Below are 7,005 nucleotides of genomic sequence, written 5' to 3'. Positions count from 1 at the left end.
TGCCGGCTGGCGCGGCCTGGCCGGCGGCGTGCTCGACAACACCGTGGCGGCGCTGTGCGCGGCGGCCGGCTGCGAACCGGGCGCGCTCGTGGCGTGGCTCGGGCCGTGCATCGGGCCGGGGCGGTTCGAAGTGGGGCCGGACGTGCTGCAAGCCTTCGGCGAAGACCCTCAACGCGCCGACCCGGCGCTGTTCCGCGGCCATGCGCCGGGCAAATGGATGGCCAACCTGCCCGAACTCGCGCGCCGGCGCCTCGMGGGCCTGGGCGTGACGCAGATCAAGGGCGGCGACTGGTGCACCGTCGACGATGCATCACGGTTCTTTTCGTTCCGGCGCGACCGCATCACCGGGCGGATGGCCGCTGCCGTCTGGTTGCGCTGAAGCCGGGGAGCCTGCCTCGGCGGCGGCTTCGGCCTGGCGTTGCGCACGCCGCCGCGACGGCGTGCCCAGCAGGTACAGCACGATCGACAGCGGCAGCACGCCGTACAGCAGCAAGGTGAAGACCGCGCCGAGCACGGTGCCTTGCGAGCTGGTCGCCTCGGCGATGCTCATCATGACAACCACGTACATCCAGGCAATCGCGACGAGGTACATTTTTGAGGCCGCTCGGCGGCTGGTGTCGAAGCGAAGAGTGTGACCCGAAACTGACCCCAAGGCGGCGGCCCGTGCGAGGCCGGCAAGGAGACCTGTGAAGAATCAAGCGGCGGTGGCCCCCGACAGTGCCGATGCATTCGGCGCGACGATCGGTGACGTTTTCAAATCGATGAGCGGGCTGAGCCTGCCGTTGCCGGCCCTCAGCGCGCTGCAGGCCGACTACATGGCGCAGGCGAGCGCGCTGTGGAACCAGAGCATCGCCGGCGCGCCGTCGAACGGTGCCGCGGCCCGGCCCGCCCCCGAACCGCTGGGCGACCGCCGCTTCAGCGGCCCGGCCTGGGCCGACAACCCGATGGCCTCGTTCACCGCGCGGCTGTACCTGCTGAACGCCCGCACGCTGATGGGCCTGGCCGACAGCGTCGAGGGCGACGAGAAGACGCGCGAGCGCATCCGCTTCGCGGTGCAGCAGTACGTCGCGGCGGCCTCGCCCAGCAACTACCTGCCGCTCAACCCGGAGGCGCTGCAGCTCGCGCTGAAGACGCAGGGCGAGAGCATCCTGCACGGCGTGCAGCACCTGGTGCAGGATCTGCAGCAGGGCCACGTCTCGCAGACCGACGAGAGCGTGTTCGAGGTCGGCCGCAACGTCGCCACCACCGAGGGCAGCGTGGTGTTCGAGAACGAACTGTTCCAGCTGCTCGAGTACAAGCCGCTGACCAGGACCGTGTTCGAGCGGCCRCTGCTGATGGTGCCGCCGTGCATCAACAAGTACTACATCCTCGACCTGCAGCCGGAGAACTCGCTGATCCGCCATGCGGTCGCGCAGGGCCACCGGGTGTTCGTCGTCAGCTGGCGCAATGCCGACGCGGGCCTGTCGCACCTCGGCTGGGACGACTACATCGAAGACGCGGCCATCCGCGCGATCGACGTGGTCACGGAAATCACCGGCGCCGACAAGCTCAACACGCTCGGCTTCTGCGTCGGCGGCACCATCCTCGCGACGGCGCTGGCGGTGCTGGCCGCGCGCGGCCGCAAGCCCGCGGCCAGCATGACGCTGCTGACGACCTTCCTCGATTTCAGCAACACCGGCGTGCTCGACCTGTTCGTCGACGAGGCGATGGTGCAGCTGCGCGAGATGACGCTCGGCCCGGCCAGCCCGAACGGCGGCGGGCTGCTGAAGGGGCAGGAGCTGGCCTCCACCTTCAGCGCGCTGCGCCCGAACGACCTGCTGTGGAACTACGTCGTCGGCAACTACCTGAAGGGCGAGACGCCGCCGCCGTTCGACCTGCTGTACTGGAACAGCGACAGCACCAACCTGCCGGGGCCGATGTACTGCTGGTACCTGCGCAATACCTACCTCGAGAACAACCTGGTGAAGCCGGGCCGCGTGACGGTGTGYGGCGAGAAGCTCGACCTGTCGCGCGTCGACATGCCGACCTACGTGTACGGCTCGCGCGAGGACCACATCGTGCCGTGGGACGCGGCGTACCGGAACACCCAGGTGCTGAAGAAGGCGAAGACGCGCTTCGTGCTGGGCGCCTCGGGCCACATCGCCGGCGTGATCAACCCGCCGGCCAAGAAGAAGCGCAGCCACTGGATCGGCCAGGCCCAGGGAGCGCAACCCGCCAGCGCCGACGAATGGTTCGCGGCCGCGCAGGAACACCCCGGCAGCTGGTGGACCGACTGGGACGCCTGGCTGGCCGGCCACGCCGGCAAGCAGCTTGCGGCCCCGAAAAACCCTGGCAGCCGCAGGCACAAGCCGATCGAGCCGGCGCCCGGGCGCTATGTGAAGCAAAAGGCCTGATGCGCGCAGGCTTGACCCGGCGCCCGCAGCGCACCACATTCCCTCCAGCATCCGCCCTCAATCCCGTCAACAGGAGACTCCCATGTCCGACATCGTCATCGTCGCCGCCACCCGCACCGCCGTCGGCAAGTTCGGTGGCGCCCTCGCGAAGACGCCGGCCCCCGAGCTGGGCGCAGCCGTCATCGCCGAGCTGCTGAAGCGCGCGAAACTCAGCGGCGACCAGGTCAACGAGGTCATCCTCGGCCAGGTGCTCACCGCCGGCTCGGGCCAGAACCCGGCGCGCCAGGCCGTCATCAAGAGCGGCCTGCCGCAGGCGGTGCCGGCGCTGACCATCAACGCGGTCTGCGGCTCCGGCCTGAAGGCGGTGATGCTGGCGGCGCAGGCGATCCGCGACGGCGACTCCGAGATCGTGATCGCCGGCGGCCAGGAGAGCATGAGCCTCGCCCCGCACGTGCTGCCGAACTCGCGCGACGGCCAGCGCATGGGCGACTGGAAGCTGGTCGATTCGATGATCACCGACGGCCTGTGGGATGTGTACAACCAGTACCACATGGGCATCACCGCCGAGAACGTCGCGAAGAAGTTCGGCGTGAGCCGCGAGGCGCAGGACGCGCTGGCGCTGGCCTCGCAGCAGAAGGCGGCCGCCGCGCAGGATGCTGGCCGGTTCAAGGACGAGATCGTCGCGTTCAGCATCGCGCAGAAGAAGGGCGACCCGATCGTGTTCGCCGCCGACGAGTTCATCAACCGCAAGACCAATGCCGAGGCGCTGGCGGGCCTGCGCCCGGCCTTCGACAAGGCCGGCGGCGTGACGGCCGGCAATGCATCGGGCCTGAACGACGGCGCGGCCGGCGTGGTCGTGATGACCGCGAAGAAGGCCGACCAGCTGGGCCTGACGCCGCTCGCGCGCATCAAGAGCTACGCGACCGTGGCGCTCGACCCGGCCTTCATGGGGATCGGGCCGGTGCCGGCCTCGCAGAAGGCGCTGCAGCGGGCCGGCTGGAAGCCCTCCGACCTCGACCTGCTCGAGATCAACGAAGCCTTCGCGGCCCAGGCCTGCGCGGTGAACAACGAGATGGGCTRGGACACGAGCAAGGTGAACGTCAACGGCGGCGCGATCGCGATCGGGCACCCCATCGGTGCATCCGGCTGCCGCATCCTGGTGACGCTGCTGCACGAGATGCAGCGCCGCAACGCGAAGAAGGGCATCGCGAGCCTGTGCATCGGCGGTGGCATGGGTGTTGCCTTGACGGTCGAGCGTTGAAAGTTAAGCCAGGGTGAGCCAAGGGCGAACCCCGGTTGACGCCGCACCCGGGCGCGACGACGCTCGGGTGTCTGCACACCTATTTCAGGAGAGAAGAAAATGACCCAGAAGATCGCCTACGTCACCGGGGGCATGGGCGGCATCGGCACCACGATGTGCCAGCGCCTGCACAAGGACGGCTTCATCGTCGTGGCGGGCTGCGGCCCGAGCCGCGATTTCACCAAGTGGCTGAACGAGCAGAAGGCGCTCGGCTACAACTTCCACGCGTCGGTCGGCAATGTCGGCGACTGGGATTCCACCGTCTCGGCGTTCCAGAAGACCAAGGCCGAGTTGGGCTCGATCGACGTGCTGGTCAACAACGCCGGCATCACGCGCGACGGCATGTTCCGCAAGATGAGCCGCGCCGACTGGGATGCGGTGATCGAGACCAACCTGACCAGCCTGTTCAACGTCACCAAGCAGGTGATCGACGACATGCTCGAGAAGGGCTGGGGCCGCATCATCAACATCAGCTCGGTCAACGGCGAGAAGGGCCAGTTCGGCCAGACCAACTACTCCGCCGCGAAGGCCGGCATGCACGGCTTCACGATGGCGCTGGCCCAGGAAGTCGCCAACAAGGGCGTGACGGTCAACACCGTGTCRCCGGGCTACATCGCCACCGACATGGTCAAGTCGATCCGCCAGGACGTGCTCGACAAGATCGTCGCCGGCATCCCGGTCAAGCGCCTGGGCACGCCGGACGACATCGCGTCCATCGTGGCGTGGGTGGCGTCGGATGAATCCGGCTTCGCGACCGGCGCCGACTTCTCGGTCAACGGCGGCCTGCACATGGGCTGAGGCCCCGGCGTCCCTTCCCGCGTTCGCGCGGACCCCGCAGCCCCGGTTGCCAGCATGCTGGCGCCGGGGCTGTTGTCATGGCGCCTGCAATTTCTTGCACGAGCTTGAGCCGCCGTGCCTCGAGCCATCGATTTGGCAGATGGCGCTATCGACATTGGATATGCCCCTCTGCGCGAAAGCTCACTAGCATTCGCATCCATTCATCACGCGCCGCCGGATTCACCCATCCGCAGGCCGCGGGGACCCTGGCCCATCGGCCTGCACGATTTCCCCGCAATTGAGACGCAAGCTGGCACCCGGCGGTTTTTTTGTCCCGGGCTTGTTGGCTGTCTCCCGTTGGACATCTGCTGTCGTCCCGCCCCCTTTGTCTCGCTCCCCTTGGTCTGTCAGCGCGCAGAACTCCGCATGCAGCACTTCCAGCCTCACGCCACCCTGTTTCCCGAGCCCGTGGACATTCCCCCCGACGGCCAGCGCACCACGCCCCACCGGCTCGGCCTGCCGGCGCGCTGGCAGACCGGCTCGCAGGCGGTCATCCAGGCGCTGATCGACAACGGCGTGACGATGTTCTTCCTGTGCAGCGGAGGCGCCCTGATCGCGCCGCTGTGCGAGGCGCTCGGCACGAGCGCCGGGGTGCGCGTCGTGCGGCTGTCGCAGGAGCGGGCGGCGGTGCACGCGGCCGAGGGCTATGCCAAGGCGACCGGGCAGATGGCGGCCGTGCTGGTGTCGGGCGGCTCCGGTGTCGCGGCGGCGGTGGCCGGGCTGATGAGCGCGATGGCCGATTCGGTGCCGCTGCTGTGCATCGCCGGGCAGGTCGAATCGGCGCTGATCGGCACCGATGCCTTCCGCGAATGCGATGCGCTGGGCATCACCCGCGCCGTGACGAAGTGGAGCCGGCGCATCGACCTGGCGCTGGCGCACGATGCGGCGGCCATCGTCGACCGCGCGGTGCAGATCGCCCGCGCCGGCCGCGGCGGGCCGGTGCTGCTCGACATGCCGCTCGACGTGCAGCGCACCGAAGTGACGGTGCGGCGCACCGGCGCGTCCGTGGTCGGCGCGGTGCTCACGGGCCAGGGGCCGCTGATGCCGCCGGATCGCCGGCTGGTCCGCGCGGTGGCGCAGATCCGTGCGGCGTGCCGGCCCCTGTTGTATGCGGGGGGTGGCGTGATCCGCTCCGGCGCCGCGGCGAGCGCGGCGCTGGCCGAGTTCGCGCGGGTGGCCGACCTGCCGTGCGTGCTGACGATGGCGGCACTCGGCGCGCTGCCCTCCGGCGACCGGCACTGCCTGGGCTGCCTGGGCGAGCAGGGCAGCCCGGTGGCGAACCTCGCGCTGCGGCACGCCGATGTCGTGGTCTGCATCGGCGCCCGCATCGACGAGCGCTCCTGGCCGCGCGGCGAGCCCCTGCCGGGCATGCTGATCCATGTCGACATCGATCCGACCAGCATCAACAAGGTCTGGCCATCTGCCACGCCGCTGGTCGGCGATGGTGGCGAGGTGCTGAAGGGGCTGGGCCAGCAGTGGCTGAAGAGCCTGCAAGGCCAGGCCGAGACGGAAGGCGACGGGCCCACCCCGCGGCACGCGTGGTGGCAGGCGATCGACGGCTGGCGGCGCGATGCCGCGCTCGCCGATGAAGTCAACGGGCCGCGCACGCGCACGCCGATCACCGACCAGGTGCTGCGGGCCCTGCGCGAGCCGCTGGCGGCGCTCGGGGCGGTCGTGACCGTCGACGACGGCCTGGCGCAGGCGGCCGGCGCACGCCACCTGCAGCACCTGCATCCGGGCCGCTGGCTGGTGTCGACCGGTGTCGGCATGCCGGGCTTCGCGTTGCCGGCGGCGATCGGCGTGCTGGCGGCGCACCCGCAACGGCCGGTCGTGTGCCTGAGCGATGCGAATGCACTGCTGCCGACCCTGCACGAGCTGCAGTCGGTCTACGACCACGGCTGGCCGCTGAAGCTGATCGTGTTTCCGCCGCCGCTGGCCGATCCGCGGCGCAATGCCGCGGCCTGTGCGGCGTCGCCCTCCGTGATGATCCAGCGGCCCGACATCGCCGCGGTCGCGCGCGCCTTCGGCTGGCGCATCCACCGGCTGAAGTCGGCCGCCGCGATCGAACGCGCGGTGGCCGACTGCCTTGCCAGCGACGAGCCCTACCTGCTGCAGGTCGACCTGTCGCTCGCCGACGCGCTGCGCGTCGAGCCGGTGGACGCCCTGGACGCATCGGCTGCCTCGGAGGGCGCGAACGGCCAGCCTTCACCGCAGATCGGGTCGCGGGTGCGGCTCGCGCTGGCGCGCCAGCGCTGAAACGCAACCCAGGAGGACAGGAAAATCGAGTTGAGACAGCTACGCTATTTCGTGCGCATCGTGGACCTGGGCAGCCTGTCCCGCGCGGCCGGCGTGCTGCACGTGGCGCAATCCGCACTGAGCCACCAGGTGGCCGCACTGGAAGACGAGTTCAAAAGCCTGCTGCTCAACCGCAGCTCGCGCGGGGTGTCGCCGACCGAATGCGGCCAGCACCTGTAC

Annotated in this window: 7 protein-coding genes; 6 read left to right on the top strand and 1 reads right to left on the bottom strand. The window is 69.8% G+C overall.

Annotated elements, in window-relative coordinates:
- Positions 1 to 379 (top strand): purine nucleoside phosphorylase YfiH/LACC1 family protein (locus AC1DXV_RS29120; protein ID WP_477936897.1); only part of this gene is annotated, 379 nt, incomplete at its 5' end.
- Here the strand turns inward: AC1DXV_RS29120 and AC1DXV_RS29115 are convergent.
- Complete coding sequence (locus AC1DXV_RS29115; protein WP_477936895.1) at positions 311 to 592, bottom strand: hypothetical protein; 282 nt, start codon at positions 590 to 592, stop codon at positions 311 to 313. The genes AC1DXV_RS29120 and AC1DXV_RS29115 overlap by 69 nt on opposite strands.
- A 169-nt stretch (positions 593 to 761) precedes the next feature.
- Here AC1DXV_RS29115 and phaC point away from each other — a divergent pair, with 169 nt between their 5' ends.
- The 5 genes from phaC to AC1DXV_RS29090 all read left to right on the top strand — a co-directional run.
- On the top strand, positions 762 to 2,393 hold the full coding sequence (gene phaC / locus AC1DXV_RS29110; RefSeq protein WP_477866735.1) for a class I poly(R)-hydroxyalkanoic acid synthase: 1,632 nt from the start codon (positions 762 to 764) through the stop codon (positions 2,391 to 2,393).
- An 82-nt stretch (positions 2,394 to 2,475) separates the two neighbouring features.
- Complete coding sequence (locus AC1DXV_RS29105; RefSeq protein WP_477936893.1) at positions 2,476 to 3,654, top strand: acetyl-CoA C-acetyltransferase; 1,179 nt, start codon at positions 2,476 to 2,478, stop codon at positions 3,652 to 3,654.
- Between the two features lie 99 nt (positions 3,655 to 3,753).
- Positions 3,754 to 4,491, top strand: coding sequence for an acetoacetyl-CoA reductase (phbB, locus tag AC1DXV_RS29100; protein WP_477936891.1), 738 nt, complete (start codon positions 3,754 to 3,756; stop codon positions 4,489 to 4,491).
- 447 nt (positions 4,492 to 4,938) lie between these two features.
- Positions 4,939 to 6,786 carry a thiamine pyrophosphate-binding protein gene (locus AC1DXV_RS29095; protein ID WP_477866729.1) on the top strand — a complete coding sequence of 616 codons (1,848 nt, stop codon included), beginning with the start codon at positions 4,939 to 4,941 and terminating at the stop codon, positions 6,784 to 6,786.
- A 24-nt stretch (positions 6,787 to 6,810) separates the two neighbouring features.
- On the top strand, positions 6,811 to 7,005 hold a 195-nt coding region (locus AC1DXV_RS29090; protein WP_477936899.1), incomplete at its 3' end, for a LysR family transcriptional regulator.

The sequence above is a fragment of the Rhizobacter sp. P3_C12 genome (assembly GCF_056402735.1).
This window is presented reverse-complemented; position numbering and strand designations above follow the sequence as displayed.